Raw genomic sequence first — 26397 nt, forward strand, 5'->3', positions numbered from 1 at the left:
TGGGGTTGAAATAAATGTGGAATGAATTGGAAATGGAAATAGGAATATGTGAAAAATGTCATCTTGAAAAAATACGGAAAGAACCTGTTTCAGGAAAAGGGAGTGAAAAGGCTAAAATATTGTTTGTATTGGATAATGTAAGTGAGGAAGAAGACAGAAAAAATGATCTGTTGACAGATAAAAAAGGAGAATATTTTAAAAAATTTTTGGAATATTCTCGTATAAATTTAAAAAAATGTTATTTTACTACACTTACAAAATGCAGTTCACATGGAGAAATTATAGAAAATAAATGTGTATTGAAATGCAGAGATTTTCTTATAACTCAGATAGCATTACTAAATCCCGAATACATTGTTACGGTTGGGGAAAATCCTACAAAAAGCTTTATAAAATCCAAAGAAGAAATAAAAAGTATGATAGGAAAAATATATGGATACATAGGAGGAATAAAAATAGTTCCGATTTATGATTTGTCTTATTTATTTAAAGCTACAGATAAGGAAAAATGGCAAGTAATAAAAATACTTGAAGAACTTGACAGAAGAGTCGGGATTTAAAAAATTAAATTATAGGAAGATTAATTAAAATAACGAGAAATAGTTGATAATAATGAAATTTATATTTTTTAGAAAATAGAGAGAATTTATAATATGTTTTATAAATCTGATTTTTCTGTAAGTAAGATGATCAAAAAATCTTTAGATATGAATTACAATTAAAGATATATGTATCATAAAATTTAAAAAAATAATTTTAAAATATTAAAAAAAGGTAATAAATAAAGAAAGGAAATATAAATGATAGGAATAGGAATAGTAGGTCTTCCTAACGTAGGAAAGTCGACATTATTTAATGCAATTACAAAAACACAGAATGCTGAAGCTGCAAATTATCCTTTTGCAACAATAGAACCTAATGTGGGGCTTGTAAGTGTACCTGATATCAGGCTTAAAGAACTGGAAGAAATTATAAATCCTCAAAGAACTGTGGGAGCAACAGTGGAGTTTGTAGATATAGCGGGACTTGTAAAAGGGGCTTCTAAGGGTGAAGGATTAGGAAACCAGTTTTTATCAAATATAAGAAATACTGCTGCAATCTGTCAGGTTGTAAGATGTTTTGACGATGATAATATTATTCATGTAGAAGGAAGTGTAAATCCTATAAGAGATATAGAAACCATAAATACCGAGCTTATATTTGCAGATTTGGATACGGTGGAAAGAGGATTACAGAAAAATTCCAAATTGGCAAGAGGAGGAAATGCTGAAGGAAAAGAACTTCTTGCAGTTCTTGAAAAATGTAGAGTTCATCTGGAAGAATTCAAGTTACTGAAAACACTGGAATTTACTTTGAAGGAACTGGAATTGATAAAAGTTTATCAGTTTCTGACATTAAAACCTATGATGTTTGCAGCAAATGTTTCTGAAGATGATCTGTCTAAGTGCATAGAAAACGATTATGTAAAAAAAGTGAGAGAATTTGCCGAAGAGCATAAAAGTGAAGTTGTCACTTTTTCTGCAAAAGTAGAAGCTGAGCTTATAGAAATAGAAGACGAAGAAGAAAGACAGATGTTTATAGAAGAGTTGGGAATCAATGAACCGAGCTTAAACAGGCTTATACGTGGAGGTTTTAAGCTTCTCGGACTTATAACATATTTTACAGCAGGGGAAAAAGAAGTGAGGGCATGGACTGTCAGAAAAGGAACAAATGCCCAAAAAGGAGCGGGAGAAATACATACCGATATTGAAAAAGGGTTTATAAGAGCTGAAGTGGTTTCTTTTGAAAAATTTATAGAATATAAAGGTTGGCAAGGCTCAAAAGAAAAAGGTGCTATGCGTCTTGAAGGAAAAGAATATATAATAAATGATGGAGATGTAATGTTCTTCAGATTTAACGTGTAAAAAAATAAACTTGATAACGAAATGTTTATCAGGTTTTTTAATAATAAATAATAAAAAAATATGAGGGAAAAAACATGAAAGATATTCAAAAGTTTTTTGATTGGAAATCAATACTTCACTTTTTTGAAACTAATATATTGAAAATTATATTTGCATTTGCAGTATTTAAAATAGCAGGTATGCTAAAAAAATATGTGGATAATACAATTAAACTTGTTCTTGAAAAATCAAAAATTGATAAAAGTGTGGCAACATTTTTGAGGTCCTCTTTTTCAATACTTTATTATATAATTTTAGGATATATACTGATTGGTTTTTTAGGTATAAATCTTTCATCTGTAACAACATTTTTAGGGGCTACAGGGATAGTTTTAGGGTTTGCTTTTAAAGAAATGCTGGGTAATTTTTGTGGCGGTCTTATTATTTTAACATTTAAACCTTTTAAAGTAGGACATCTTATAGAATATGGGAAATATATAGGTGAAGTAAAGGCTATTGAACTTATATATACGAAAATAAAAACACCCCAAAATGAATTAGTTATTATTCCTAACGGACTTATAACAAATAATGAAATAAGAAATATTACTAAAGAAAAAGTAAGAAGGTTGGATATTAATGTAGGGGTATCTTATAACAGTGATATTTTAAAAGTAAAAGAAGTTTTAAATCAAATTGTAGAAGATGAAATTAAAGGAGAGGAAAAACTTATTTTGAAATCTCCTGCACCTACTGTGGGAATATTTGAACTTGGAGCTTCGTCAGTTATATTCTGTGTATTTGTATATACGAAAAGTGATAATTATTTTAATTTAAAATTAAAATTAAATGAAAAAATAAAAATGAAATTTGATGAAAATAATATTGAAATACCTTATCCTCAAATGGATATTCACATTTCTAAAAAAGGAGAATAAAATGAATGTAAAATTATTTATGAATTATGATACACAGGGAAACAGTTATGTTATAGATAACGGAAAAGACTGTTATGTAGTTGATCCCGGAGGAAGAAAAATGGCTCCCGTAATTGAATATATAAAAGAAAATAATTTGAATCTTATAGGAATTCTTCTTACACACGGACATTTTGATCATATAATAGGTATTCCTGAGATTATAGAATACAGGGATATACCTGTATATATAAGTGAAAAAGATTATGATTTTCTGTATAATCCGAATTTATCTCTTACAACATGGATAAAATTGGATTTCAAACTTTCTGCCGATGTAAAAGTTATCAAACTAAAAGAAAATGATGAAATATTTGGGATGAAAATAATAGAAACTCCGGGACACACACACGGTGGAATATGCTTTTATAATGAAAAGGAAAAGATACTTATTTCAGGAGATACAATTTTTAAAATGACATATGGAAGGACGGATTTACCTACAGGAAATTCTGAAGATATGAAGAAATCTATTGAAAGACTTATGAAACTTGATGGAGAAATTATCGTATATCCCGGACATGGAGGGCATACATATATAAAAGACGAAAGACATAATTACGGTTTTTAATCATGATAGAGGATGTATAATTGAAAAACTATATAATAAACATATTAAAGATTGGGGAGTTATTTTCAAACAAAATATAGATAAATAAGGAATTTTTATAAAAATTTTATATTCAATAAAGAAAATAGTTGTTTTATAACCTGGAGAAATATATTAATTTATAAGTTTTATGTACTTTATTATTTCTCAAAACGATAAAATACAAATAATGATTTTAAAAAATATATTGTTAAAAATCTGAAAAATTATTTGTGTTAAAAAAAATTTTTATTTATCAGAATTTATAAAATTTAAAAAGGAGAAGAATTATGAGTAAATTGAAATTTCCTCAAGATTTTTGGTGGGGGGCAGCCACCTCAGGACCTCAGAGTGAAGGAAGATTTAATAAGAAAAATAGGAACATATTTGATTACTGGTTTGATAATGATAAAACGGCATTTTTTAACGGAGTGGGTCCTGATATTGCTTCAAATTTTTATAATAGTTATAAAGAAGACATAAAAATGTTAAAGGAAATAGGGTTAAATTCTTTAAGAACATCAATTCAATGGACAAGATTTATAAAAGATTATGAAACTGTTGAAATAGATGAAGATGGAGCAAAATTTTATAACAATGTCATAAATGAACTTATTAAAAATGAGATTATTCCCGTTTTAAACCTGTTTCATTTTGACATGCCTATGGAATTGCAGGAAAAATATGGTGGTTGGGAATCAAAATATGTAGTTGAGTTGTTTGTAAAATATGCCCGAAAAGCATTTGAATTATTTGGAGACAGAGTAAAACACTGGGTTACTTTCAATGAACCGATAGTCCCTGTAGAAGCTCAGTATATGTATAAATTTCATTATCCTCTTATAGTTGACGGGAAGAAGGCGGTTCAAGTTCTTTATAATACTGCTCTTGCTTCAGCTAAAGTTATAAAAGAGTTCAGAAATATGAAAAATGACGGTGAAATAGGAATTATACTTAATCTTACCCCCTCTTATCCGAGAAGTGAAAGTACCGAAGATAAGAAAGCGGCAGACATATCAGATGCATTTTTCAATAATTCTTTTCTTGATACGGCAATTTATGGAAAGTTTCCTGAGTTACTTGTAGAAATACTCAAAAAAGATAATGTTCTTTGGGATGGAACACTTAAAGAACTTGAAATAATAAGAGAAAATACTGTTGATTTTTTAGGAGTAAATTATTATCAACCCAAAAGAGTGAAAGCGAGAGAAAGTGGATTTGATGTATCAAAAGGTTGGCTTCCCGATAAATATTTTGAACATTATGATATGCCCGGAAGGAGAATGAACATATATAGAGGTTGGGAAATATACCCTCAGGCAATTTATGATATTGCAAAAAATATTCAGGAAAATTATAAAAACATAAAATGGTTTATCTCAGAAAACGGTATGGGTGTAGAAGGAGAAGAAAGGTTTAAAAATTCTGATGGAATTATCGAAGATGATTACAGGATAGATTTTTACCGTGAACATCTGACTTATCTTCATAAGGCAATACAGGAAGGAGCTAATTGTTTCGGATACCATACATGGACTCCCATAGATTGTTGGTCATGGACAAATGCTTATAAAAACAGATACGGTTTTATTTCAGTAGATCTTCCTACTCAAATAAAAACTATAAAAAAATCCGGATATTGGATAAAAAAAGTTTCTGAAACTAATGAAGTGGAAGAATGGGGAAAATAATTTTTTTGTGAGAGTTCATTGTCGACTTCATATACTTCCTACCGACCGGAAAATTATACTCTTAAAAATATTTATTATACTTGAAAAACGGTAAATTTCATTTATTCAGACAGGTTTTTATTTTTGGGTATAATTTCATATTTTTTCGGAAAATTTTGAATGTCGCGGAAATTTAAAATAGTGTAAAAATAATTAAAAAAAATAATAAAGATCGGGAAAGATATTGACAAAGTACTTAGAAAATATATATTATGTAAATATAATTTGGATTATTGGAAGGATTTTATGAAAATAATTATTCAGAGAGTGAATAGAGCTAAAATGCTTGTAAATGGAAATTTTAAATGTGAAATAGGAAAAGGAATAGTAGCTTATATAGGAATTACTCATGATGATGAGATTAAAGATATAAACTATTGTATTGATAAATTGATTAATCTCAGAATTTTTGATGACAATGACGGAAAAATGAATTTGTCAATTCAGGATATAAAGGGAGAACTTTTAATTGTGAGTAACTTTACTATTTATGGAAATACTAAAAAGGGACGACGTCCTGATTATTTGAATTCTGCTCCTGCAGAAAGAGCAAGAGAAATATATAATTTATTTTTAGAAAAACTATTTGAAACCCGAGTTTCTTTCGGAACAGGGGAATTTCAGGAACATATGGAAATATATTCTGAAAATAATGGACCTGTTAATTTAATAATTGAATCTTAAAAAATATTAATTATTTTTATAAAATTGGAAAGGAAATATAAAAATGAAGAAGAAAAAAATAATTTTAGGAATAATGTGCTTTTTTTTAGCTTTAAGTTGTTCAAGTATAAACAATAAAGGAAAATCAGGAAAAGGAAGAAATATAGGGAAAATAACAAGTGACGAACAGATAGTAGGAAGTAGATTAAAAGAACTGAAAAGAGAACAGGACAGAATTTTTTCATCGGGAACTGCCGATGAAATTGACAGAGTTATTTTAGAAAATCAACTTTTAAAATCATTTAATAACTGGAAGGGAACAAAATATGTATGGGGAGGAGATTCTTCAAGGGGGATGGACTGCTCGGCATTGACAAGGAGAGTATACAGAGAAGTTTTTGGATATGAACTTCCGAGAGTTTCTACAGATCAAGTAAAAGTAGGAAAAAAAGTTTCAGTAAATAATTTAAAACCGGGAGATATATTGTTTTTCAAACCTGAAAACAGGGTAAATCATACAGCTGTTTATCTTGGAAATTCTTTATTTATAAATGCTTCTACATCAAAAGGTGTAGTTCTTTCATCACTTGAGAGTTCTTATTGGGGGAAATATTTCAAATATGCTGTCAGAGTGGATCCGATAAGAAAATCATAAATTAATTACGGTTCATTGGAAATTCAGATAGAAATGACAGATTATCCTTATTTAACAGAAATATGCTGTACAGAAGGAAAAAATATCAATAAAAATTCCTCATAATTTACTGACTTTGGATATTTAGGAAAAGAAAATATGTTTATAATAAATGAAAATAGAGCATTATCTCAAGATATACGTCCTTTGAAATTTGTTATTATAAATTTGATGTTGACGAAAATTTAAACGGAAACTCAACTGTTTAGACTTTTAAGAAATACACCTCTTCAAGTTGAAATTACGTTTTTAAAAACGGATACTTATGTTTCCGGAAATATATCAGCTAAACATATGAAAAATTTTGATAAAATATTTAATATGCCTCATTCACGGCATACGGAAATAAAAAAAGATATAGAAAAAATTCAGGATTTGGAAATATTGGCACAGTCCGATGAAGCAGGAGTAGTATTGTAACAGCAGAGATAAAAGAAAGATTTTTGTGACCGGACACATGAAATATGACGGATAGACATTGACAGATAAATATGAAAGAGATATAAAATTAGGAAAAGATATTAAAATACTTTTTAATTATTATCTTGAAAACAACCCTGAAAAGATACCTTTGTATACATGGAGAAGTCATACAAATTTATTTTTTAAAAATTGGATAAATTATTATGTTTATCAGGAAACGCCTTATGATTTGAATGAATTGGAAAATACGTAGTGTATTAAAAAGTATATTTAAAATTGAAATTCTTTACTGTAAAAAGAGTGTTATTAAATTTAAAAAAATAAATTAAAATTAAAAAAACGTTAATTTTTAAGATTTTCTATTTGGAAAACACTTTAAAATTAACGAATTTTTTATAATATTATTAAAAATAAAATTTTATTAGAATACAAGACCGTTTTTAAATTTATTTTCACTTTCAATAGGTTCACTTCCAGCTTTAAATAAAGCTGTTCTTTTATCAATTCCGTCAGCATCAAGTAAACCAATTTTTAAATCTATTTCTCTTAAAGTAAGATCTTTTCTTTTTATGTAATCATCTATAAATTCAAACACTCCTACATTGTAATTTTGAATATTTACTACAGACTGCATATAAGTTTTCCATATAGGTGCTGCAGCAGCTCCTCCGGTCATTCCTCTACCCATGGATTTATTGTCATCATAGCCTACATAAACTACAGTAGCAAGAGTAGGAGTGTAGCCTGTAAACCATGCAGATATATAGTCACTGGTTGTTCCCGTTTTTCCAGCCATAGGAATTAAACTTCCGTTTTTAAAGACTTTTGCACTTTGTCCGGTTCCATAATTTATAGCACTTTCTAACATATATGTCAGAATAGCCACATCTTCAGGCTTAAATATCTGCTTTTTTTGAGGTTTTGCTTCGTAAATAACTTCTCCGTATTTATTTTCAATTTTATATATATATTGAGGTTTTACCTGATATCCTCCATTAGCAAGAGCAGCATAAAATAAAGCCATGTCTATCGGTTTAGTGGAAATGGAACCTAAAGCCAGTGTCAAATCTTTAGGGAAATCTCCACCTGAAATTCCTGAATCACGCCATATTTTTTCCACTGAATCTATTCCTACATATTGAAGAAGTTTTACAGGTATAATGTTATTTGAAATTTCTAGAGCTTTTAACAAAGTCATACTGTCTCTGAACTTTCCGTCATAGTTTCTCGGTGACCATCCACGTGTAGTTAGAGGTGAATCTTCCATAACATTATTCATTCCCATATTTTTTTGTATTGCGGCAAGATAAACTAAAGGTTTGAAAGATGAACCGGGTTGTCTTAATGAGCTTAATGCTCTATTAAACTCTCCTTTTTTGTAGTTTTTTCCTCCAACCATAGCTTTTACGAATCCGTTGCTTGGATCTATTGAAAATAATGCACCGTTGAGTCTTTCACGCCGTCTTAAATTATAGTTACTTGTAAAAGCCTTATAAGCAGCTCTTTGCATATCCAAATCCACAGTTGCATAAATTTTATATCCGTCAAAAAGAAAATTCTGATCATCTTCATCAATTTTTAGAATTTTCTTTACTTCACTTAAAACAATAGTAGTAAATTCAGGAGCGACATTTGAAGTTGATATTTGCTCTTCTTCATTTTTGTTTTTCTCTTCAGTATCGGAAAATACAATTTGTTCAGCTTTAGCTTGTTCATATTGTTGTTCATTTATAAATCCGAAATTATGCATTTGAGAAAGAACAATTTCCTGTCTTTTTTTTGCGTTTTCAATTTTAGAATATTTTGAAGGAGATTTCGGTAAACTTGCCAAAATAGCAGCTTGTGCAATTGTCAAATCTTTAGGCTCTTTGTTGAAATATTTCAAAGCCGCATTTTTAATACCGTAAGCTCCCCTGCCAAAATAAATTGTATTCAAGTAATTTTCCAATATTTCATCTTTAGTATATTTTCTTTCTATTTCAAGAGCAAGTATAGCTTCTTTTATTTTTCTTACGAAAGTTCTTTCAGGAGTCAAAAAGGCGTTTTTAGCTAATTGCTGAGTAATTGTACTTCCTCCTTCTCTTCTTTTCCCTGTTACTGTAAGAAATATTGCACGAGATGTTCTTAAATAATCAAACCCGTGATGTGTTCTGAATTTTTTGTCTTCTATTGCCAAGAAAGCATTCTGGACATTCAGAGGTACATCTTTTATACTTATAGGATCCCTACTTTCGATTGTTATTGTATCCAACTGGTTTCCATTAATATCATATATTATAGAAGGAGAAATAGGACTGTAACTTTCTATCAATTCAGTAGGAGTTTCTCCTTTAAGTGTAAATATCATATATGCAAAAAAACCGATACTCGCAATTAATAACACCCCAAAAAATTTTAAAAAAAATGAAAGAAAAACTCTTTTTTTACTTTTTTTTGGAGATTTTTTATTAGCAATATTTATTTTATCTTTATTTTCCATTTTCCATCTCCTTTTGGACTTTCAGCTGTCCACATGCAGCAGCTATGTCCTGACCTTTTGTTTCACGTAAAGTTACATTAACATTTTTTTCTTTAAGTAAACTATAAAAATTTCTTTGTTTTTTGTTAGAAGGAGTTTTGTAAGGTTTTCCAATGACTTTATTATAAGGAATAAGATTAACCATACATGAAAAAGATCGTAAAAAATCTGCAAGTTCAGAGGCATCTTCCGCTTCACAGTTTAAATCGTCTATAAGAATATACTCGAAAGTTATTCTATTTTTAGTTTTTTTCTGGTAATTTACGAGAGCTTTTTTTAATTCCTTTACTTTATATTTTTTGTTAATAGGCATAATTTCAGTTCTTATGTCATCTTTTACCGAGTGAAGTGAAATAGCTAAATTGATTTGGTTTTCATTTTCGGTAAATTTATTTATTCCCGGTATAATTCCGCTTGTGGAAATTGTAAAATTTCTTTTGGAAAAATTCTGACCTTTATGGGAATTAAGTATATTTACAGCTTCGATAACATTATCATAATTAAGGAAAGGTTCTCCCATACCCATAAAAACCGAATTATCAAGTTTTTTTCCATATTTTTTTAGATAATTCTGAACGAAATAGAACTGAATCAGAATTTCGGAAACATCAAGATTCCTTTCATATCTCATTGTTGCAGTTGCACAGAAGTCACAACCGAGAAGACATCCTATCTGAGAAGAAATACAGAGAGTATGTCTGTTTTTATGAGATATAAGTACACTTTCAATTAATTTTCCGTCTTTTAATTCAAAAAGAAATTTTTCGGTATCTCCGTCATCGGAAATTTGATGAGTTTTATATTCCAATGTAGGTAAATAAAAATTTTTTTTCAAAAGTTCCCTATCTTTTTTTGAAATATTTGTAAATTTATCAAAATCAAATACAAGTTTGTTATGAAGCCAGTCATAAACCTGATCTGCATTAAATTTTTTCAATCCTGTAACAGAAAAAATATCACGGAGTTTTTCTGAATTCAGTCCCAGTATATTTACTTTATCAAGTATTTCCGTATTTAACATTATTAATTAACTAAGGCATTTTTATAAAATGTGCCCCTCCTCCTTTATTTTTCAAATTTATTGATAACATTATTTTTCTATATTGTTCAACACCACTTTATATTCATATTTATCACCTCGAGCATAAGAAACGGTATATTCTATAATCCTGTTTTTTTCATATGTAATTCTTTTTATAAGCATACATGATGCTTCTCCTTTATATCCGAGATTTTCCAAGATCGATTTATCTTTTACTATAAGAGAGGAAAATGCTTCAGTGGCTTTATCAAAAGAAACACCATACTGTTCTTTAAAAATCGAATACATCGGTTTTTCATTCAGTAATTCAGGCTTGAAATTCCTAAATCTGTTTAAAGGAATGAATGTATCTTCGTACATTACAGGTTCATTATCAATCAGTCTTAACCTTTTAATATGCATTATATTCACTGATGATGCAATTTTAAAAATTTCTGCAAGTTCTTTGTTAGTAGAAACTGTTTCGTAACTTAAAACACGTGAAGAAGGAGTTTTTCCGGCCTTTACCGTTTCTTCATAAAAACTGTAAAAAGCTGACAGTTCCTGTTTTATAGTTTTATGTGAAACGAAAGTTCCACTACCGTGTAATCTGTATATAAGATTGTCTTCTTCCAGTTTCTGCAAGGCCTGCCTTATGGTAGCTCTGCTGACTTTAAACATATTTGCAAGTTCTCTTTCAGGGAGCAGTGCTTCTCCTTCAGATAATTCTTCGTTTTTTATCAGAGTTTTAAAGTGGTCATAAATTTGATAATATAAAGGAATATTAACTGATTTTTTTTTTGCCAATGTTCAGTTCCTTTCCTTAAATTATAGAATCAATTTATTTTATATATAATACCATATTTTAAAGAAATAAGACAGAGTAAAATATAAGATTTTAATCTTGACAATAAAAAAAAGCGTGGTATACTTTGTTTAAGAGGTACATACCATTTTTAAAACTGTTATATTTAAATATAAATTTTTTAAAGAAGGTGATAAAATGTTGAATTTTAACTGGATGTTGGATGGAAGTATTGTAGGACTTTATATTTTATTAAGCCTTATTGTAGGTCTGTTAATCAGGAAATATGTGAAAAATGTTGATGATTTTTTAGTTGCAGGAAGAAGTGTAGATCTTTATGTAGGAATGGCTTCTCTTGCAGCAACGGAATTTGGAATTATAACATGTATGGCTGCAAGTCAGTTAGGGTATAAGTATGGATTTTCAGGTGCTACAGTGGGTATTCTTATGGCAACAATTATGTTTACCGTGGGTAAAACGGGATTTTGTATAGAGCCGTTAAGAAAAGCGGGAGTAGTTACAATACCCGAGTTTTTTGAAAAAAAATTTGGAAAGAAAATCAGATGGGCAACAGGAGTAGTTATAGTCTTGGGAGGACTTTTAAATATGGGAGTTTTTCTTCGGACAGGAGGGGAGTTTTTAGTATATGTTGCAGGTTTAAATCCACATTATCTTGAAATTACAATGACCGTATTATTGCTAATAGTTGCATTATATACCATATTTGGCGGAATGCTGTCGGTTCTGGTTACGGATTATATGCAGTTTCTCCTTATGAGTGTAGGACTTATTTTAACCACATTCATTATATTTTATAAATTAGGATGGAATGGATTATTTAATACAGTTATAGAAAAATACGGAGTAGGAGGATTAAACCCTTTTGCTCATCCTCAGTTGGGTTGGCAGTATGTTCTATATACGGCATTGGTCCTCAGTGCAACTGTTCTGACATGGCAGACGATGATTTCACGTGTATTATCGGCTAAGAATGAGAAAGTAGCGAAAAAAATATATACAAAAACAAGTTTATTTTATATTGTAAGATCATTAATACCTGTAATATGGGGAGTGGCAGCTTTGTCTCTTATTAGTTTGGATTCCGTCGGAGGAGCACCTATAAAAGCAATGCCTAAAATGCTGTCAGTACTTCTTCCAAGCGGAGTAATAGGAATTCTTGTAGCTGCAATGCTTGCTGCGGATATGTCAACAGATTCATCGTATTTATTAGGATGGGCAAGTGTTATATATAATGATATATTAGTAATATTTCACAAAAACTCATGGGAAGAAAAGAAAGCTGTTTTTGTAAACAGATTATTGGTAGCTTTAATAGGAGTATTTTTACTTTTATATGGACTATGGTATCCTTTAAAATCTGATTTGTGGGTATATATGACTCTTACAGCTACGATTTATTCAGTAAGTGTATCTACTTTACTGATAGCAGCATGCTATTGGAAAAAATCAAATGAATGGGGTGCCTGTGCCGCAATAATTACAGGGGCTTTAACTCCTGTGAGTTTTTTGATTGCACAACAGATAGAAGTGTTGAAACCTTTTGCAGATAAAATAGGTCCGTATTATTCAGGTATAGCATCATTTGTTTTTACTTGGATTGCTATGATAGCAGGTTCTTATTTAAAAGAAATTATTTTGAAAAAGGAAGTGAAATAAATGAATATATTAATACTGTTTTGGAAAATTTTAATAGTTTTCGGATTGATTTGGTATGTAAGAACTATAATTATTGTAGGAATAAAAGGATTTAAAAATATAAAGGAAATGTTGGAGGCCGTTAGTAATGAAAAAGAATAATGTTTTACTTATTATAGCTGATGATTTAGGAGCATGGGCATTAGGATGTTATGGAAATAAAGATGCTATAACCCCTAATATTGATAGATTATCAGAAGAAGGGAAAATATTTGAAAATTTTTTCTGTGTTTCTCCTGTATGTTCTCCCGCAAGAGCTTCAATTTTTACAGGAAGAATACCATCTCAGCATGGGATACATGACTGGCTTGATGAATGGGAAAATGGAGTAACAACGGAAGATTATTTAAAGGGACAGTCTACCTTTGTAGATGTTTTGGCCGAAAACGGTTATATATGTTGCATGAGCGGGAAATGGCATATGGGATTTTCAAATATGCCTCAAAAGGGATTTAAATACTGGTATTCTCATCAAAAGGGCGGAGGACCTTATTACAATGCTCCTATGTATAAAAATGGAGAATTGATTCATGAAAAAGAATATATAACCGATAAAATAACAGATTATGCTGTCGAATTTTTAAATGATGTTTATAAAAAAGAGTCACCTTTCTTTTTAAATCTTAATTATACCGCTCCTCATTCTCCTTGGGATAGAAAAAATCATAAAGAGGAAATTTTAAAATTATATGAAAAATGTAAATTTGAATCTTGTCCGAGAGATCCATATCATCCTTGGAAAATTTCCGAAACATTTGAAGGAAATGAAGAAGAAAGGCTAGAAATATTAAAAGGGTATTTTGCGGCATTAACTGCGATGGATTTCAGTATCGGAAAAATAATCGAAGAACTTGAAAAAAAAGATATTCTCAAAGATACTCTTATAATATTTACAAGTGACAACGGAATGAATATGGGTCATCACGGAATTTTCGGGAAAGGAAACGGAACAAGTCCCTTAAATATGTATGATACTTCTGTGAAAGTTCCTTTTATTATATATAAAAAAGATGAAATGGAAACAGAGATGATAAGTGATTTGTTAAGTCATTATGATATCAGAGCTACATTACTTGAATATTTAGAATTGGATGATATTGAAAAGGAAAATGTCAATTATCCCGGAAAAAGCTTTTTAAAAATATTAAATAATCAAAAAATCAGTAACGGAAAAAAAGTTGTAGTCTATGATGAGTACGGACCTACAAGAATGATCAGAAATGAAAAATATAAATATATTCACAGATATCCTGACGGGCCTCATGAATTTTATAATATAGAAAAGGATCCGGAAGAATATATAAATGAAATTGATAATGAAATGTACAACAAAATTATAGATGAAATGAGAAAAGAACTTGAAATATGGTTTTTAAATTATGTAAATAAAGAAATTGATGGTGCTGTGCTTCCGATTTACGGTGCAGGACAAAAAAAACTTGCAGGGAAATGGGGAGCATATGCAAAAAATACTTTTGGAAGATATCATTCAAAATTTATATTTTCATCTGACGGAAAGCTGGATGAAAATAAAAAGATAGAAATAGAAAATAAAATACAGTAAACTAATAAAAAATTAAATTCAATTTCAGGTTTTTATATAGTATATAAAACAAAAGTAAAAAATATACAATGTGATGAAATCAGTTTAAAAGTCGTAATTTTTAAAGTGTATTTTTGGCTTGATTTTGAGACTGTTTTGTTATAATATTTATTACATGATATGTGTTTTATGAAACTAATCAGTATTTTTAAACAGGAAAGAAGGAAATTTATGAGTAAATTATTTGGAATGGAAGAAGAAATATTGAAAGAAAAAAAATCATGGAATACTGCAAAGGAAATTATTCAGCAGCCTGAACTGTGGAAAGAAACTCTTGAAATATTTAAAAATTCCAAAATGGAACTGGAAAATTATTTGAAGAAAATAGGATTTAATAATGAATTTGAAGTGATATTCACAGGAGCAGGTACTTCCGAATATGTGGGAAATATATTGGAACCTTTGTTAAGGAAAAATTTAGATATTACATTCAAATCACTTGCAACAACCGACATTTTAAGTAATCCTTTGAACTATTTGAAAAAAAACAGGAAAACTCTCCTTGTTTCATTTGCAAGATCTGGAGATTCTCCTGAAAGTATGGCTGTTGTAGATATTGCAAATGAAAATATTAAAGAGGTATATCATTTATTTATAACATGTAATAAAGAGGGAGCATTGGCAAAAAATTCGAAAAATAATGAAAAAGTGTTTTTGTTATTGATGCCTGAAAGATCTAATGATAAAGGATTTGCAATGATAAACAGCTTTAGCTGTATGCTTTTATCAGGGATTCTTGTATTTGAAAATAACAGTGAAGAAATTATAGAAGAAATGGAAAAAATAATAATCCTTGCAGAAAATGAATTAAATGAAAAATATCTGAAAATAAAAGAATTGGCTGATAATGACAATAAAAGAATTGTAATACTCGGAAGCGGTATATTGAAAGGTCTTGCCGAGGAACTTTCTTTAAAAGTTATGGAACTGAGTGGAGGAAAAGCAGTTTCAGTAAGCAATACAACTCTCGGTTTCAGACACGGTCCCAAAGCAATTATTAACGAGGAAACAATAGTATTTAATCTTGTAAATCAGAATGAATATGCTCAAAAATATGATAAAGATCTCATGGAGGAAATGTTTGAAGACCGAAAATCTGATAGGTTGGTTGCTTATTCTATTATGGAAAATAGTAAAATAATTGAAAATACACATAATATAGTTTTTCCTATAAGTATAGGAAATATAAAAAATAAAGAACTGTGCAGTCTTTTTATATATTTAGTATACGGACAGATGTATGCCTTTTTTAAATCTCAGTATCTGGGAAATACTACGGATAATCCTTTTCCTACAGGAGAAGTAAACAGAGTAGTTAAAAAATTTAGGATATATAAATTTAATAGTTAAGAAAATGTAAAAGTTAAGAATAAAAAATGGATTTTTTATATTTTATAAAAATGGAAAATATAAGTTTTGGATAAAAAATAATTATTATATGAAGAAATAACAATTTTGAAAATGAAATTTAACTGGAAAGGAGAAAAATTTTTGAAAAACAGCTTTTATATTTCTGATATTTATAATTTTTCATTTATATCAGATTTGAAAAATATATAAAGAAGTAAAATGATTTTCTGTTTTACAAAGATTTAAAGATATATGATAGTAAGTACAAGAGAAATGTTATTAAAGGCACAAAGAGAGGGATTTGCAGTACCTGCATTTAATTTCCATAATTTGGAAACCATACAGACAATAGTCGAAGGTGCAGCTGAGATGAAATCCCCTGTTATATTGGCAGGGACGCCCGGTACTTTTGAATACGGAGGAAGGGATTATTTACAGGCAATAGTAGAAGCAGCTTCAAAAAGGTATAGTATTCCTGTGGCTATTCATCTGGACCATCATGAAACTTTTGAAAGTATAAAAGAATCGGTGGATTTGGGAACAAAATCAGTTATGATTGATGCATCTCATTATCCTTTTGAAGAAAATATAAAACTTGTAAAACAGGTAGTCCGATATGCGCATAGATATGATGCTACTGTAGAAGCTGAACTGGGAAGATTGGGAGGGCAAGAAGACGATATTGTGGTAAATGAGAAAGATTCGTTTTATACAAATCCCGATGCAGCTGTGGAATATGTGGCAAGGACGGAAATAGATTCTTTAGCTGTAGCAATAGGAACAGCACACGGACTATATAAAAATGAGCCTAAACTTGACTTTGAAAGACTTAAAGAAATAAGAGAAAAGGTATCAATACCTTTGGTGCTTCATGGAGCTTCGGGAGTGAGTCATAATGATGTGAGAAAATGTATAAGTTTGGGAATAACAAAAGTAAATATAGCAACGGAACTTAAAATACCTTTTTCCGATGAACTGAGAAAATATTTGATAGAACATCCTGAAGCTAATGATCCGAGAAAATACATGGCAAATGCTAAAGAAAAAATGAAAAAAGTAGTTATAGAAAAAATAAAAATGTGTATGAGTGAAAATAGATATTAATATTACTAAGAGAATTGTAAAGTAGATATTTACAAATTCTCTTTTTAATTTATTAAAAAATAAATATTATAAAGTAATTAGCCCATATACTATAAAATTTGACAAAGTATAGTTACATAATGCAAAATAATTATAAAGAATAAAAATAAAGAAAATAACCGAAAATATCATTTTTATTTTGATTTCCAAAAAGGTTTTTATTGTATTTATAACTGATAAAAAATTTAAAAAGAAGAAAACTATGGCAGAATCGGATAAAGAAAAAAGAATTTCACTGAAAGATATGTGCAATTTATCATGAAGACTAAAAAAACAAAATGGTAGATAATATGATTAAAAGAGAAGAGAAAATTAATTTAGAAAATAGAGAAAGTTTTAAATGGGAAATACAAGTGTAAAAATAAAAGATATTTCAGGTAAAGTTTGTAAAGAAAATCTAGGATATAAAGTGGAGATGACTTATACTCCCGTTATAAGTGATTCATTTGAAGATGCTAAAGATATTTTTAATGTTGATATAATATAAAGCAGGAATTAATAAATGGAAAGTCGTTTAATATGGAAATGGAAGGTAATCCCTGAAAATTAAGGTTTTCAGTGAAAAATTTAAAAGAAATACCTAAAAAGTTGGCGACAAGTTATTCAGATTTGGATATATCGGACAAAATATGAAAAAATTTTAAAAAACATCATGATAAAGAAAGTAGAATGTAGAAAACTACTTTTAGTATGTTGTATTTAGTAGGTTATATACTGATATATCTTTTTGGAAAATCTGAATATGGAAATGAAAACAGGGGATTCGGGGTATATCAGAAAGATAGTGAGTATATATTTATAACAGGAGAATTTTTAAATTGAGATTCATTTTTTATTTAAAATTTTCTTGACAAAAAACGATTACTGTTGTAAACTATTTATAATTACAAATGTAATCGTTTTAAATGTGGAATTTCAATGAAAGTAAAACTATGAAAGGAGAAATATGGAAGAAAACTCTATTTGTCATATAACAGGGGCTGAATGGGAAATAATGCGTACTGTATGGGCAAACAAAGAAATAACGGCTAAATCCGTATCGGAAATTTTAGGGGAAAAAATGAAATGGAAACATACAACTGTAAAAACTTTATTAAACCGTCTTCTGGAAAAAGGTGTTCTGAAAAAAAAAGAAAAAGGAAACAGATATATCTATTATACTGAGTATAATGAACAAGAAATAGCAAAAGGGTATGTTATGGAAACCTTTAACAGAATATGTAAGACAAAAATTGGAAAAATGATAGAAGAAGTTATAGAAAATAGTGTGTTGAGTTATGATGATCTAAGAAGAATTCAGAAAGTGACTGAAAAGAAAAAAGAAACAGCAGTTCAAAAAGTTCATTGCTTGTGTTTACCGGGACAGTGTAACTGTCCTGAGCATTGTTATAATAATCAAAAGGAGGAGAAATAATATGAAAAGTAGAACTTACAGTGTAACGGGAATGAGTTGTGCAGCTTGTGCAAAAGCAGTAGAGAAAGCATTAAATAAAAATGAAAATATAAATGCATCAGTTAATATAGCTACTGAAAAACTTAATATAGAATATGATGAAAAAAAGTATGATTTTGAAAAAATAAAAAATATAGTTCAATTGGCAGGATATGGATTGTTGGAAACTCTAAATGAAGAAGAGAAAGTGAAAATGCATGAAGAGAAAGTAAAAAGTCTAAAAAACAGACTAATTTTATCTATTATATTTGTGATTCCTTTATTTTATATATCCATGGGACATATGATGCGATTACCTCTTCCCGATTTCATAAACCCTGTGAAATATCCTTTGAGATACACATTAGTGCAGCTATTTATTACTTTACCCATAATATATGCCGGAAGAGATTTTTTCATACATGGATTTAAAAATCTTATAAGGAAATCTCCGACAATGGATTCTCTTATTGCTATAGGTTCTACCGCTGCTATACTGTACAGTTTGTATGCAACATATATGACAGCGACTATTGATCCTGAATATCATATGAATTTGTATTATGAGTCTGCAGGAGTAATAATAACACTAATTTTATTAGGGAAGTTTCTTGAAATTAGAACAAAAGGTCAAACTTCATCGGCAATAAAAAAATTAATCGGATTACAGCCGAAAAAAGCCAAAATTATTGAAAATGGAGCAGAAAAAGAAGTTTTAATTGAAAATATAAAAGTAGGAAATATAATAATAGTAAAGCCCGGAGAAAAAATTCCTGTAGATGGGAAAGTTACGAGTGGAAGTACTTCAATAGATGAATCAATGATTACAGGAGAAAGTATTCCTGTAACTAAAAATATCGGAGATAAAGTTATCGGAGGAAGTATAAATAAAAACGGAAGCATACAATTTCAAGCTACAGAAATTGGAAAAAATACTATTCTTTCTCAGATAATAAAATTAGTTGAAGAAGCACAGGGATCAAAAGCCCCTATATCGAGAATGGCAGATATTGTAGCAGGATACTTTGTCCCTATTGTTATCTTTATTGCAGTTATTTCAGGAGTAGCATGGTATTTAAGCGGAGCAGGTCTTACAGCTGCACTTACGTTTTTTATTTCCGTTCTTGTAATAGCATGTCCCTGTGCATTGGGTCTTGCCACGCCTACATCTATAATGGTTGGTACAGGAAAAGGAGCAGAAAACGGGATACTTATTAAAAGCGGAGAAGCTCTTGAAACAGCTCATAAAATAAGGACAGTGGTATTAGATAAGACGGGAACAATTACAAAAGGGAAACCTGTACTTACAGATATAAGAACATACGGGAGATATGATAAAAATGAAATTTTAAAAACAGCAGCAAGTGTAGAAAAACATTCTGAACATCCTTTGGCTGAAGCTATAGTTAATAAAGCTGAAGAAATGAATATTGAATTTAAAGATTATGACAAGTTCAGAGCAATGCCGGGATACGGAATAAGAGCTGAAATAGAAGGAAAAGAAATACAGATAGGAAACAAAAAATTGATGAATTCCAGAAAAATAGATTTATCAGAAAGTGAATCGGATTATAATTTGTTGTCTAATGAAGGGAAAACACCTATGTTTATTTCAATAGAAAATGAACTTGCAGGTATAATAGCAGTAGCGGATGTTGTAAAAGAAACAAGCAAGGAAGCTGTGAATAAATTGCATAAATTGGGATTGAAAGTTATAATGCTTACAGGGGACAATGAAAAAACAGCAGATTATATAGCAAAAAAAGTAGGAATAGATAGTGTAATTTCGGAAATACTTCCTTATCAAAAAGCTGAAGAAATAAAAAAATTACAGTCTCAAGGAGAATTTGTGGCAATGGTAGGTGACGGAATAAATGATTCGCCAGCATTGGCACAGGCAAATGTAGGAATTGCTATAGGAAGCGGTACAGATATAGCAATTGAGTCAGCTGATATAGTTTTAATAAAAAATGATTTGAATGATGTGGCCGGAGCTATCGCTTTGAGTAAAGCCACAATTACAAATATTAAGGAAAATTTATTCTGGGCATTTTTCTATAATGTAATAGGAATACCTTTTGCAGCCGGTATTTTTTATGTCTTATTTGGAGGGCCTAAACTTGACCCTATGATTGCGGCTTTTGCTATGTCTTTCAGTTCAGTATCGGTCTTATTGAATGCTTTGAGACTTAAACTTTTTAAAGTTGCCGGATAGATATAAAAGCTGTATCGGAAAAATGATACAGCTTGTTTTAATATTAAATTAATTATGATGAAACTGTTTTAGAATTTAATTGGAATTATAATTTTTGGAAAAAGTTCGACAAAAACTACCGACTCAAATTATTTTCTGTCAGGGGTCATTACAATTCTTATATTCTTACTATAGGTTACAGAATTTTTAACACTCAAAATTGTACTTGGAAAACAATAAACTCGATTTATTCAGATAATCTAAAGATATTTTGGGTAAATTTTTCAAAAAATGTGTAAAAAAATTTGAGTCTTTTTTATTTTTAAGTTTTAAAAATTATCAAGGTATGAAAATTTTCTTTTAGAAGTTTTCCAACCTAATATTTTTTCCAAATTAACATTTTGAGTAGATTGAATAATTCTTTTCTTAATATCGGGATTATTTTTAACAAGCTGTGTAAGTAATTCTTTGGTTTCACGCCTTTTACTTGAAGTTTTTCCGGCAGTAACGGTGCAGCCACAGTTCATAGCCGCTATACCATTATTTCTTACCCATTTTATGATGGATTTTTCTTCTACATAAAATAAAGGTCTTATAAGTTCAATATCAAAATTATCGGATTTTAATTTAGGGAGCATAGTTTCAAATTTTCCCATATAAAACATACTCATTAATGTTGTTTCAACAACATCATCGAAATGATGACCTAAAGCCAGTTTATTACAACCAAGGGAAGTAGCCTTTGTATACAAACTTCCGCGACGCATTTTTGCACACATGTAGCAGGGATAATCTTGGGCAATTTGCCCTGCAATTTCAAATATATTATCATCATATATTTCGCATGGGATATTCAAATGTTTCAGATTTTTTTTCAAATTTTCCAAATTTATTTTGTTGAATCCGGGATTCATTGAAATAAATATAAGTTCAAAACAAGTTTTACTTGCTCTTTTTAGCTCCTGAAAAAGTTTTGAAAGTAGAAGACTGTCTTTTCCTCCTGAAATAGCAACGGCAATTCTGTCACCGTCTTTTACCATTTCAAATTCTTTTAATGCTCGTATAAAAGGTGACCAAAGGTCAGAACGGTACTTTTTCTGAATACTTTTTTCTATTTCATTAAGAGGTTTTAAAGAAACAAGAGGAAGTATAGCTTCACAGGACGTATTTCCTATATTTCCAATTTTTATATCATTTATATTATTTTCGGAATTATTATTCATTGATTTTATTATTCTCCTTTTAATTTATCTTAGTTATTATATAATTGTTTTAAATATATTTCAAGAAGATAATAAAAATGGTATAATAACAAAAATAAAGAAAACAAATATAAAAGGAAAGTCTAAAAATGAGAAAAAATGGAGAAGAAACGTTAACATTATTAAATAATATGAAAATTATACAGAGAAATGATTTTCAGAATTTTACACTTGATTCGGTATTATTGAGTGATTTTGTAAAAATAAACAGGAAAACTAAGAAAATACTTGATATAGGAACAGGATGTGGAATTATTCCTCTTATTTTAGGAAATAAATCAACAGCCGAAATAATCGGAATAGAACTGTATAATGAAATGTCAAAGATTGCTGAAAAAAATATTGAATATAATAATTTAAGTGAGCGCATAAAAATAGTTAATGAAGATATTAGAAATTATACAAAAATATTTAAAAAAGATGAATTTGACTCAATAGTAACAAATCCTCCCTACTTTGAATATAAAGGAGATATAAATCAGACTAATAATTTAAAACAGTTGGCATTTGCAAGACACAATATAGATTTGACCATTGACAGAATAATTGAAATATCAAGTTATTTGTTGAAAAACAGGGGATCCTTTTCAATGGTTTTCAGAAGTGACAGACTTACGGAAATAGTGTCATTACTTACAAATTATAATTTAGAACCGAAAAGAATGAGAATCTGTTATACCAAAAAGAAAGGAAATGCAAAAATTTGTCTTATTGAAGCAATAAAAGATGCAAAAAAGGGACTTATAATAGAAGAGGCTGTTTATGTATATAATGAAAAAGGAGAAAAAAGCATTTATATAGAAAATCTGTATGGAAAGGAGGATTTAAAATGCTGGAAATAATATTATTAATATTGGGTATTCTTGTTATTCGATTTATTTTTAAATCTGCAAAATTTATCATTAAAATAGCTGTAATCGGTTATTTGTTGTTTTTATTATTTAAATATAAAGATATTTTTTTGCCGGGATAAAAATATCGAAGTTTATCTAGTAATTATACTATTATTTAAGAAAATGAAAAGATTAATTTATATTTTTTATCAGCAATATATAATAGGAAATAAGTTCGAAGTTGTATAAACGGAAAATATATTTTGATGAGAAATAAAGTATTGAAAGCAAGAGAAAATAGTGTTTAAAATTAATAAACTAAAATCTAAAAATAAAAAAATCAAAAAAACTATAAAATTTTTGTTGAAAAAAATTTTTAAATATTGTAAAATGATTATTGTTAAGTTTTAAATGCGAGTGTGGTGGAATGGTAGACACGCTATCTTGAGGGGGTAGTGGACTAAGTCCGTGTGGGTTCAAGTCCCGCCACTCGCACCATAAGGAAATTGATATTTAATAATATAAAATAAATCATATATAAAAGGCTGTTTCATAAGTTAATGAAATTTACAAACTATAAGTAATATACTTTTAATGTTTTATAGATTATTGATTTTATAAAAGTGATTAAAATGTATAAATTTAGAGTTGATATATTTTTTAAGTTATGAAACAGTTTTATTTTTATAGAACTTATAAAATTTTATAGTAATAGATTGAAAAATATATTATATGGACTTTAGAAAGAACAATACAGGAGAAAAAATCAAATAATAATAATAATTAAAATTATAATCGAATAAATTTTATAAAACATATTATAAATTATATTGCTAAAAATATTTAATATAAAGTATAATGTCAGAATCAATTATTACGGTTGTTGATAAAGTGAAGAAATACATATAATATTTCCGCTTATTGAAAAAATATAAAAAATAGGGTATACTTTTGTATTATATTATAGAAAGTAAGGAACTAAAATGAAAAAGATAATGATAATATTATTTTCAGTTTTAATTGTTTCCTGTTCGGAAAACACTCAAAATAAGAAAAATGAAAATGATAGAATATCTGAAAAGATTGAAAAACAACAAAATAATAATAAAACAGAAGATTTAAAGTTACTGACATACTCAAATTTAGTTGATAAAAAAACTCAGGAAGAACTGAAAAATGAATTGCTGAAAGCAGGAATACAGCATAATGATATAGAAAATTTTTTAGAAAGTGTGAATTATTTTAATAGTGAAATTGATAATGAAAGTCTTGTAAAAGAAGGATTTATCACTTCCGACAGTTTAAATCCTGATTATAATATTGAAGTTATTCAAAATAAATGGGAAGAAAAAAATTCTTTATTTCCGGGATATAATTGCAGGATTACTTCTTTTGGACTCATGAAAGATTACATTTCTTTGGGAAATCCTGAAATTAATGATACAAGTCAGCTTTTTATAGATGAGGAAGCATTAAATAGTACACCTTTAAAAAAATTTAATGAAAATGAAAGAAAGATATTCAACAGTTTTTTTTCAATAATAAAAACTGAAAAAACAAAAGATATTGATAAACATATAATTAAGGTTAAGGAAGATTGGAGAAAAAAGAATATAACTTTTAAAAAGAATGATAAACTTTCTTTAATATCGGTATTTTTTCATTCATTAATTACTCCTGAAGAAAATTTTCTGTTTATCGGACATGCCGGTGTTTTAATTAACTCTGACAATGGAAAACTCATTTTTATTGAAAAGTTGTCTTTTCAAGAACCATATCAAGTTTTAAAATTTGATAATCGGACTCAGCTGAATGATTATCTTATGAATAAATATGATGTTGAATGGGGGCAGGAAACTGCGAGTCCTTTTATTATGGAAAATGATGAATTGATGGATGGATACAGGTTAAATCCGAATAAAGGTAAAAAATAAAAAAATATGGTAGTAAAAAGTTTTGTAAATAATAATTATAATAGAAAGGAGAAGTATGATTCAAATGAAAATAAAAAATATTTCGTTTATTTTGATAGTTTTAATGATGATGCTTTCAATAAATTCGGAATCATACGCAAAAGTGACAAAAATGAATGTAAAATTTAAGACAAACAAAGGAGAAATTAATGTAAAATTATTTTCTGAAAAATCTCCTGTTACAGTGGCCAGTTTTGTAAATCTTGTAAGGCGAGGTTATTACAACGGACTCAAATTTCATAGGGTTATAGAAGATTTCATGGCACAGGGAGGAGATCCCACAGGTACAGGAATGGGAGGTCCGGGATATAGATTTGAAGATGAAGTGAAAAATGGACTGGATTTTTCAGTTCCGGGAAAACTGGCGATGGCAAATGCGGGTCCGGGAACAAATGGAAGTCAATTTTTTATAACAACTGTACCTACAGAGTGGCTTAACGGAAATCATACTATTTTTGGAGAAGTAGTATCGGATAAAGATTTACAAGTAGTAAAATCTCTTACAAATGGAGATATAATGGAAACGGTAACAATAAGCGGAGAAGGAATAGAAGAATTTCTGAAAAAGCATAAAAATAGAATAGATGAGTGGAATAAAGTGTTGGATAAATAAGTTAAAAAAACGAAATGTTATTTTGATTTGTTTTCATAAAAAGTGGATAACTATATATAATTTATTTAAATGCTGTACTTTAGATATCTCAAATTTCGATTGAATAAGAACATATGATGTATTTAAATTTATAAATAACTTTTGTAATATTTTGAACTTTAACATGTGATGTTTTTTATTATTGTAAATTAAATTTATAAGAATAAATATTGATTTTTTTAGAAAATAAAATTATTTTATCATTATAAATAACTTTTGTAATTAAAATAATATTTTAACAATATATGATAAAAAGTCAATACTGTATATTATAAAAATTTAGTTTAAGGAATTATATTATAAAACATTGTATCTGGGTAAATATTATACAATAAAAAGAAAATTATAACGTAAGAAAGAAGGTAATAAAATGAAAAAAATAAAAAAGCGATATAAAAAATCCAAACAGACAGTTTTTTATTTACAAATAGAATATGATTTTGAAGAAAAGAAAAATAAAATAGAAGGTAAGTTTGTTATATTTAATATGAATATTTCTTTTTATGAAATAAATATTTTTATTTACTCTAAAATTCCTATATGTTTTATAAAAATAGGATTTTTGAGATTAGTAGTGTGGCTTATCTATATAATGTTGCATCAGTTTGTTTTATTTGAAATTAAGAAGTGAAATGTTATTTTCGTTATTAATAAAGTTTGTAAAAAATTAAAAATATATAGATAAAAAACTAAGTATAAAATTTTATAATTTTCTTATTGATATAGAAATATTAAAAATATAATTCGATTTTGTATAGAAAAATTTTAAAAACAAAAAATTGAAAATCAAAAAAAATGAATTTAAAAGATTTGAATACATTTAGAAATAAAATAAAAAATATATTAAACTTATTATTTGAAAAAAATAAAAAGTGGGGTATAATAAAATTAGAAAAAATAATTGAAATAAAATTCAAAGTAGAAAAGAGGTAGTTT

General features: G+C 28.4%; 28 protein-coding genes, 1 tRNA gene and 1 pseudogene. 26 read left to right on the plus strand and 4 right to left on the minus strand.

The window, feature by feature from the left end; all coding sequences use genetic code 11:
- Positions 1 to 14: 14 nt before the first annotated feature.
- The 10 genes and pseudogenes from EII29_RS08625 to EII29_RS13085 all read left to right on the plus strand — a co-directional run bounded on the left by EII29_RS08625 (position 15) and on the right by EII29_RS13085 (position 7212).
- Entirely contained in the window at positions 15 to 560 is a 546-nt protein-coding gene (locus tag EII29_RS08625; protein WP_125237128.1) for a uracil-DNA glycosylase family protein, read from the plus strand.
- Between the two features lie 240 nt (positions 561 to 800).
- On the plus strand, positions 801 to 1904 hold the full coding sequence (gene ychF, locus EII29_RS08630) for a redox-regulated ATPase YchF (protein ID WP_125237129.1): 1104 nt from the start codon (positions 801 to 803) through the stop codon (positions 1902 to 1904).
- A gap of 74 nt (positions 1905 to 1978) precedes the next feature.
- Positions 1979 to 2821, plus strand: coding sequence for a mechanosensitive ion channel family protein (locus tag EII29_RS08635; RefSeq protein WP_125237130.1), 843 nt, complete (start codon positions 1979 to 1981; stop codon positions 2819 to 2821).
- A 1-nt stretch (position 2822) separates the two neighbouring features.
- On the plus strand, positions 2823 to 3431 hold the full coding sequence (locus EII29_RS08640) for an MBL fold metallo-hydrolase (protein ID WP_125237131.1): 609 nt from the start codon (positions 2823 to 2825) through the stop codon (positions 3429 to 3431).
- 308 nt (positions 3432 to 3739) lie between these two features.
- On the plus strand, positions 3740 to 5140 hold the full coding sequence (locus tag EII29_RS08645; RefSeq protein WP_199726060.1) for a glycoside hydrolase family 1 protein: 1401 nt from the start codon (positions 3740 to 3742) through the stop codon (positions 5138 to 5140).
- A 285-nt stretch (positions 5141 to 5425) separates the two neighbouring features.
- Positions 5426 to 5863: a D-aminoacyl-tRNA deacylase gene (dtd, locus tag EII29_RS08650; RefSeq protein ID WP_125237133.1), complete on the plus strand. Its 438-nt coding sequence runs from the start codon at positions 5426 to 5428 to the stop codon at positions 5861 to 5863.
- Between the two features lie 43 nt (positions 5864 to 5906).
- Entirely contained in the window at positions 5907 to 6497 is a 591-nt protein-coding gene (locus EII29_RS08655) for a C40 family peptidase (RefSeq protein WP_125237134.1), read from the plus strand.
- Positions 6498 to 6635: 138 nt separating this feature from the next.
- A pseudogene (locus EII29_RS13075) lies at positions 6636 to 6770 on the plus strand (homoserine O-succinyltransferase); the annotation flags it as partial.
- A 60-nt stretch (positions 6771 to 6830) separates the two neighbouring features.
- Positions 6831 to 6956, plus strand: coding sequence for a homoserine O-succinyltransferase (locus tag EII29_RS13080; RefSeq protein WP_255411031.1), 126 nt, complete (start codon positions 6831 to 6833; stop codon positions 6954 to 6956).
- 58 nt (positions 6957 to 7014) lie between these two features.
- Positions 7015 to 7212, plus strand: a complete 198-nt coding sequence (locus EII29_RS13085) for a homoserine O-succinyltransferase (RefSeq protein ID WP_255411029.1) — start codon at positions 7015 to 7017, stop codon at positions 7210 to 7212.
- Between the two features lie 168 nt (positions 7213 to 7380).
- Here EII29_RS13085 and EII29_RS08665 read toward each other — a convergent pair whose 3' ends face one another.
- The 3 genes from EII29_RS08665 to EII29_RS08675 all read right to left on the minus strand — a co-directional run bounded on the left by EII29_RS08665 (position 7381) and on the right by EII29_RS08675 (position 11305).
- Entirely contained in the window at positions 7381 to 9438 is a 2058-nt protein-coding gene (locus EII29_RS08665; protein WP_125237135.1) for a transglycosylase domain-containing protein, read from the minus strand.
- Positions 9428 to 10498, minus strand: coding sequence for a 23S rRNA (adenine(2503)-C(2))-methyltransferase RlmN (gene rlmN, locus EII29_RS08670; protein WP_125237136.1), 1071 nt, complete (start codon positions 10496 to 10498; stop codon positions 9428 to 9430). The genes EII29_RS08665 and rlmN overlap by 11 nt, the downstream gene beginning before the upstream one ends.
- 69 nt (positions 10499 to 10567) lie before the next feature.
- The gene (locus EII29_RS08675; RefSeq protein WP_125237137.1) at positions 10568 to 11305 is read right to left on the minus strand and encodes a GntR family transcriptional regulator; all 738 of its coding nucleotides are present in this window, start codon (positions 11303 to 11305) and stop codon (positions 10568 to 10570) included.
- A gap of 196 nt (positions 11306 to 11501) precedes the next feature.
- Here EII29_RS08675 and EII29_RS08680 point away from each other — a divergent pair, with 196 nt between their 5' ends.
- From EII29_RS08680 to EII29_RS08705, 9 genes are all read left to right on the plus strand, one after another.
- The gene (locus tag EII29_RS08680) at positions 11502 to 12980 is read left to right on the plus strand and encodes a sodium:solute symporter (RefSeq protein ID WP_199726061.1); all 1479 of its coding nucleotides are present in this window, start codon (positions 11502 to 11504) and stop codon (positions 12978 to 12980) included.
- Positions 12981 to 13121, plus strand: coding sequence for a hypothetical protein (locus tag EII29_RS12710; protein WP_199726062.1), 141 nt, complete (start codon positions 12981 to 12983; stop codon positions 13119 to 13121).
- On the plus strand, positions 13108 to 14583 hold the full coding sequence (locus tag EII29_RS08685) for a sulfatase-like hydrolase/transferase (RefSeq protein ID WP_125237138.1): 1476 nt from the start codon (positions 13108 to 13110) through the stop codon (positions 14581 to 14583). The genes EII29_RS12710 and EII29_RS08685 overlap by 14 nt, the downstream gene beginning before the upstream one ends.
- Positions 14584 to 14793: 210 nt before the next feature.
- A complete protein-coding gene (locus tag EII29_RS08690; protein WP_125237139.1) occupies positions 14794 to 15972 on the plus strand; it encodes an SIS domain-containing protein in 1179 nt (392 codons plus the stop codon).
- A gap of 252 nt (positions 15973 to 16224) precedes the next feature.
- A complete protein-coding gene (locus tag EII29_RS08695) occupies positions 16225 to 17076 on the plus strand; it encodes a tagatose bisphosphate family class II aldolase (RefSeq protein ID WP_125237140.1) in 852 nt (283 codons plus the stop codon).
- A 379-nt stretch (positions 17077 to 17455) separates the two neighbouring features.
- A complete protein-coding gene (locus EII29_RS12125; protein WP_158612502.1) occupies positions 17456 to 17602 on the plus strand; it encodes a hypothetical protein in 147 nt (48 codons plus the stop codon).
- A gap of 203 nt (positions 17603 to 17805) precedes the next feature.
- Entirely contained in the window at positions 17806 to 17937 is a 132-nt protein-coding gene (locus EII29_RS13090) for a hypothetical protein (protein WP_255411030.1), read from the plus strand.
- Between the two features lie 124 nt (positions 17938 to 18061).
- Positions 18062 to 18529 (plus strand): CopY/TcrY family copper transport repressor, encoded by a 468-nt coding sequence (locus EII29_RS08700; protein WP_125237141.1) that lies wholly within the window; start codon positions 18062 to 18064, stop codon positions 18527 to 18529.
- 1 nt (position 18530) lies between these two features.
- Positions 18531 to 20762, plus strand: a complete 2232-nt coding sequence (locus EII29_RS08705) for a heavy metal translocating P-type ATPase (protein ID WP_125237142.1) — start codon at positions 18531 to 18533, stop codon at positions 20760 to 20762.
- Between the two features lie 308 nt (positions 20763 to 21070).
- On the opposite strand, the gene EII29_RS08710 is transcribed toward EII29_RS08705, so the two are convergent.
- On the minus strand, positions 21071 to 21964 hold the full coding sequence (locus EII29_RS08710; RefSeq protein ID WP_199726063.1) for an ATP-binding protein: 894 nt from the start codon (positions 21962 to 21964) through the stop codon (positions 21071 to 21073).
- Between the two features lie 128 nt (positions 21965 to 22092).
- Here EII29_RS08710 and EII29_RS08715 point away from each other — a divergent pair, with 128 nt between their 5' ends.
- The 7 genes from EII29_RS08715 (at position 22093) to EII29_RS12135 (ending at position 26394) form a co-directional block, all read left to right on the plus strand.
- Positions 22093 to 22845, plus strand: a complete 753-nt coding sequence (locus tag EII29_RS08715; protein WP_125237143.1) for a tRNA1(Val) (adenine(37)-N6)-methyltransferase — start codon at positions 22093 to 22095, stop codon at positions 22843 to 22845.
- Positions 22833 to 22976 carry a hypothetical protein gene (locus EII29_RS12130; RefSeq protein WP_158612503.1) on the plus strand — a complete coding sequence of 48 codons (144 nt, stop codon included), beginning with the start codon at positions 22833 to 22835 and terminating at the stop codon, positions 22974 to 22976. The genes EII29_RS08715 and EII29_RS12130 overlap by 13 nt, the downstream gene beginning before the upstream one ends.
- 273 nt (positions 22977 to 23249) lie before the next feature.
- Positions 23250 to 23334, plus strand: a tRNA-Leu gene (locus EII29_RS08720).
- 485 nt (positions 23335 to 23819) lie between these two features.
- Positions 23820 to 24770 (plus strand): DUF4300 family protein, encoded by a 951-nt coding sequence (locus tag EII29_RS08725; RefSeq protein WP_125237144.1) that lies wholly within the window; start codon positions 23820 to 23822, stop codon positions 24768 to 24770.
- 64 nt (positions 24771 to 24834) lie between these two features.
- Positions 24835 to 25422, plus strand: a complete 588-nt coding sequence (locus EII29_RS08730; protein WP_125237145.1) for a peptidylprolyl isomerase — start codon at positions 24835 to 24837, stop codon at positions 25420 to 25422.
- A 409-nt stretch (positions 25423 to 25831) separates the two neighbouring features.
- A complete protein-coding gene (locus EII29_RS08735; protein WP_125237146.1) occupies positions 25832 to 26092 on the plus strand; it encodes a hypothetical protein in 261 nt (86 codons plus the stop codon).
- A 164-nt stretch (positions 26093 to 26256) separates the two neighbouring features.
- Positions 26257 to 26394, plus strand: a complete 138-nt coding sequence (locus EII29_RS12135) for a hypothetical protein (RefSeq protein ID WP_158612504.1) — start codon at positions 26257 to 26259, stop codon at positions 26392 to 26394.
- The last annotated feature ends 3 nt before the right edge of the window (positions 26395 to 26397 follow it).

Source organism: Leptotrichia sp. OH3620_COT-345 (genome assembly GCF_003932895.1).
Classification (GTDB): Bacteria; Fusobacteriota; Fusobacteriia; order Fusobacteriales; family Leptotrichiaceae; genus Pseudoleptotrichia.

Coding starts and splice junctions, on each gene's coding strand:
- EII29_RS08715 (WP_125237143.1), top strand. CDS start 22,093: ATGAGAAAAAATGGAGAAGAAACGTTAACATTATTAAATAATATGAAA.
- EII29_RS08695 (WP_125237140.1), top strand. CDS start 16,225: ATGATAGTAAGTACAAGAGAAATGTTATTAAAGGCACAAAGAGAGGGA.
- EII29_RS08680 (WP_199726061.1), top strand. CDS start 11,502: ATGTTGAATTTTAACTGGATGTTGGATGGAAGTATTGTAGGACTTTAT.
- dtd (WP_125237133.1), top strand. CDS start 5,426: ATGAAAATAATTATTCAGAGAGTGAATAGAGCTAAAATGCTTGTAAAT.
- EII29_RS08655 (WP_125237134.1), top strand. CDS start 5,907: ATGAAGAAGAAAAAAATAATTTTAGGAATAATGTGCTTTTTTTTAGCT.
- EII29_RS13090 (WP_255411030.1), top strand. CDS start 17,806: ATGTTGTATTTAGTAGGTTATATACTGATATATCTTTTTGGAAAATCT.
- EII29_RS08625 (WP_125237128.1), top strand. CDS start 15: ATGTGGAATGAATTGGAAATGGAAATAGGAATATGTGAAAAATGTCAT.
- EII29_RS08645 (WP_199726060.1), top strand. CDS start 3,740: ATGAGTAAATTGAAATTTCCTCAAGATTTTTGGTGGGGGGCAGCCACC.
- EII29_RS08635 (WP_125237130.1), top strand. CDS start 1,979: ATGAAAGATATTCAAAAGTTTTTTGATTGGAAATCAATACTTCACTTT.
- EII29_RS08700 (WP_125237141.1), top strand. CDS start 18,062: ATGGAAGAAAACTCTATTTGTCATATAACAGGGGCTGAATGGGAAATA.
- EII29_RS12125 (WP_158612502.1), top strand. CDS start 17,456: ATGGGAAATACAAGTGTAAAAATAAAAGATATTTCAGGTAAAGTTTGT.
- EII29_RS12710 (WP_199726062.1), top strand. CDS start 12,981: ATGAATATATTAATACTGTTTTGGAAAATTTTAATAGTTTTCGGATTG.
- EII29_RS08730 (WP_125237145.1), top strand. CDS start 24,835: ATGAAAATAAAAAATATTTCGTTTATTTTGATAGTTTTAATGATGATG.
- EII29_RS13080 (WP_255411031.1), top strand. CDS start 6,831: ATGAAAAATTTTGATAAAATATTTAATATGCCTCATTCACGGCATACG.
- EII29_RS08665 (WP_125237135.1), bottom strand. CDS start 9,438: ATGGAAAATAAAGATAAAATAAATATTGCTAATAAAAAATCTCCAAAA.
- ychF (WP_125237129.1), top strand. CDS start 801: ATGATAGGAATAGGAATAGTAGGTCTTCCTAACGTAGGAAAGTCGACA.
- EII29_RS08640 (WP_125237131.1), top strand. CDS start 2,823: ATGAATGTAAAATTATTTATGAATTATGATACACAGGGAAACAGTTAT.
- EII29_RS12130 (WP_158612503.1), top strand. CDS start 22,833: ATGCTGGAAATAATATTATTAATATTGGGTATTCTTGTTATTCGATTT.
- rlmN (WP_125237136.1), bottom strand. CDS start 10,498: ATGTTAAATACGGAAATACTTGATAAAGTAAATATACTGGGACTGAAT.
- EII29_RS08735 (WP_125237146.1), top strand. CDS start 25,832: ATGAAAAAAATAAAAAAGCGATATAAAAAATCCAAACAGACAGTTTTT.
- EII29_RS08710 (WP_199726063.1), bottom strand. CDS start 21,964: ATGAATAATAATTCCGAAAATAATATAAATGATATAAAAATTGGAAAT.
- EII29_RS08690 (WP_125237139.1), top strand. CDS start 14,794: ATGAGTAAATTATTTGGAATGGAAGAAGAAATATTGAAAGAAAAAAAA.
- EII29_RS12135 (WP_158612504.1), top strand. CDS start 26,257: ATGAATTTAAAAGATTTGAATACATTTAGAAATAAAATAAAAAATATA.
- EII29_RS08725 (WP_125237144.1), top strand. CDS start 23,820: ATGAAAAAGATAATGATAATATTATTTTCAGTTTTAATTGTTTCCTGT.
- EII29_RS08705 (WP_125237142.1), top strand. CDS start 18,531: ATGAAAAGTAGAACTTACAGTGTAACGGGAATGAGTTGTGCAGCTTGT.
- EII29_RS08685 (WP_125237138.1), top strand. CDS start 13,108: ATGAAAAAGAATAATGTTTTACTTATTATAGCTGATGATTTAGGAGCA.